The following is a 1800-nucleotide window of genomic DNA, read 5'->3' as shown; positions in this document are numbered from 1 at the left end:
AGTGTGTCCCGTTGACTGCTTCTATGAAGGTAAAAACATGCTCGTAATTAATCCAGATGAATGTATTGATTGCGGGGTGTGCATACCTGAAAGTCCAGTAGATGCAATTGTAACTGATGATTCTATAAAGGACATTTTAGAACTCGACTCAAAATTACTGAACAGTGAACAAAAAGCCTTCAAATCATTTTACAACGTAAATGTAGAATACTTGCAAAAGTGGCCAAATATTACAGCTAAAAATCAACCTTTGGATACTGCAGAAGAGTATAAAGAAAAAAAAGACAAAGCAGCTTATTTTGATGAAAATCTGGAGTAATGTTACTGAAGAAAAAAATCAGACTTCTTGCATAGCCATATGAAAAACTAGCAACTCACTCTTCTTTGTCATTCCAGCGCGTACTGTACGAACATTTGTTTTGCCTAGGTCAACAAATGGTGTCATGCCAGTGCTTGACAGTGGCATGCTTTAGTCTTTTTCTATTTTGCGGAAATGACTTTTGATCCTGCTAAAGCCGATCTATTAGCCACATGCTTATTTTTTCTGCTATCAATAATATTTGGAGTATTAATGATAAGAAAATTTAGCGGTACTCCAGGACAACTATTGTGCGGTATTCACATAAAAGATGTAAATACGCTTGAAAATATTACTTTAGTGCAAGCAATAATCAGGTATGTTTCGTTTGAAGTGATTCACTCATCCATATTTATTACGAGAAGATTTTCTGTTAAGTATACTTCTGAATGGTGGTTTGAGTCTCTATCAATCCTAATCATTATGGTCATAATATTAATCTTTGCAATATCTGATCAACGCAAACAGTTTTTTCATGATAAAATTGCAAAGACAGTGGCAGTAGATTATAAATCTTCAAGCTAACTTTTCCTTCTGTTTACGAGGTTCACATATGCAGTTATAATTAATATAATTCTTCTTAAGAGTGCCCATGGTTCCAACTATAGCAATTTTAAGTGGTGGATTCTCTCGTGAAAGAGAAATATCACTGATGAGCGGAAAAGCAGTAAAGAAGGCGCTTGATAGCCTTTCATATAATGCAATAGAAATAGATGTTGATAGAAACATTGCTGAAAAGCTGAAAAAAATTAACCCTGATCTTGCTTTTTTTGCTCTGCATGGGCCTCATGGTGAAGATGGCTGCATTCAAGGTTTATTGGAGATTTTAGGTATAAAATATACACACTCCGGAGTCATGGCTTCGGCTGTTGCTATGAATAAAGCAATGTCTAAGCACATATTCCAATCCCTTGGTATTGACACCCCAGAAGGTTACATAATTAGTCGAGAAGATGTACTAAAAAATAATATTAAATTTGATTATCCGTATGTCTTAAAACCAATTAATGAAGGCTCAAGTATCGGAGTGCACATAATTTTCTCACATGAGGATTACTTGAAGCTAAAAGATAATAGCTCTACTGTTATGGAAAAGATGATCATAGAAGAATACATACCAGGTGTAGAGTTACAAACTGCTATGTTGCTAGATGAAGCTATTGGTACTATGGAAATACGACCAAAAAATAAATTCTATGATTATGAAGCAAAATATACAGATGGGTTTGCAGAGCATATATTTCCTGCTGAAATTCCTGACAATGTATATAAAATGACCTTAGAACATGCATTGAAAGTTCACCAATTTCTAGGATGCAAAATCATTTCTCGCTCGGATTTTCGTTATAATCCTAAGAATAATACTTTAAAAATGCTTGAAATCAACACACATCTTGGCTTTACTGAGTTATCGTTAGTACCAGAAATTGCAAAATTGACAA

At 34.3% G+C, this 1800-nt stretch carries 3 protein-coding genes and 1 pseudogene; 3 read left to right on the top strand and 1 reads right to left on the bottom strand.

What is annotated here, in order from left to right:
• The first annotated feature begins 1 nt into the window (after position 1).
• Positions 2 to 319, top strand: a complete 318-nt coding sequence (locus HET73_RS07260; protein WP_343033101.1) for a ferredoxin family protein — start codon at positions 2 to 4, stop codon at positions 317 to 319.
• An 18-nt stretch (positions 320 to 337) separates the two neighbouring features.
• Here the strand turns inward: HET73_RS07260 and HET73_RS09225 are convergent, their stop codons facing one another.
• Positions 338 to 466, bottom strand: a complete 129-nt coding sequence (locus HET73_RS09225) for a hypothetical protein (protein WP_255453454.1) — start codon at positions 464 to 466, stop codon at positions 338 to 340.
• Between the two features lie 18 nt (positions 467 to 484).
• Between HET73_RS09225 and HET73_RS07255 the strand changes: the two are divergent.
• Both HET73_RS07255 and HET73_RS07250 read left to right on the top strand, forming a co-directional pair.
• Positions 485 to 883: pseudogene (locus tag HET73_RS07255) on the top strand (RDD family protein); the annotation flags it as partial.
• Positions 884 to 944: 61 nt separating this feature from the next.
• Positions 945 to 1800, top strand: an 856-nt coding sequence (locus HET73_RS07250; protein ID WP_174134284.1) for a D-alanine--D-alanine ligase, incomplete at its 3' end; no start/stop codon positions are given.

The organism is Wolbachia endosymbiont of Atemnus politus (genome assembly GCF_013309895.1).
Note: the sequence above shows the minus strand (reverse complement) of the source record. Positions and strands in the feature narration are given on the sequence as shown.

What these genes read in the sequence shown, in the direction of transcription:
- HET73_RS09225 (WP_255453454.1), bottom strand. Translation starts at nt 466, where the DNA reads ATGCCACTGTCAAGCACTGGCATGACACCATTTGTTGACCTAGGCAAA.